The following is a 244-nucleotide window of genomic DNA, read 5'->3' on the forward strand; positions in this document are numbered from 1 at the left end:
AAGGGTAGCCCAGGAAGAAGAGGCCCCGGTACGACACCATCAATCCTCATCTCCGGCGCCAGTTGTGGTATTGGCCGCGCAGCCGGGGAGCTGTTCCTCGCGGAGGGCTGGGTGGTCGGCCTGTTGGCACGGCGTGCGGGGGTGCTGGCGGAGATCGCCGCGGGGCATCGCCGTGCCGTGGTGCTGACTGCGGATGTCACCCAGCCCGCGCAGGTCGAGGCGGCGTTTGATCGCTTTTGCGCGG

Annotated in this window: 1 protein-coding gene; it reads left to right on the plus strand. The window is 68.9% G+C overall.

What is annotated here, in order from left to right; translation table 11 throughout:
• Positions 1–42 precede the first annotated feature (42 nt).
• A partial coding sequence (locus R0J92_RS25740; protein ID WP_411053778.1) for an SDR family NAD(P)-dependent oxidoreductase occupies positions 43–244 on the plus strand: 202 nt, incomplete at its 3' end.

This window comes from Tritonibacter sp. SIMBA_163 (genome assembly GCF_046535935.1).
In the GTDB taxonomy this organism is placed as follows: Bacteria; Pseudomonadota; Alphaproteobacteria; order Rhodobacterales; family Rhodobacteraceae; genus Epibacterium; species Epibacterium scottomollicae.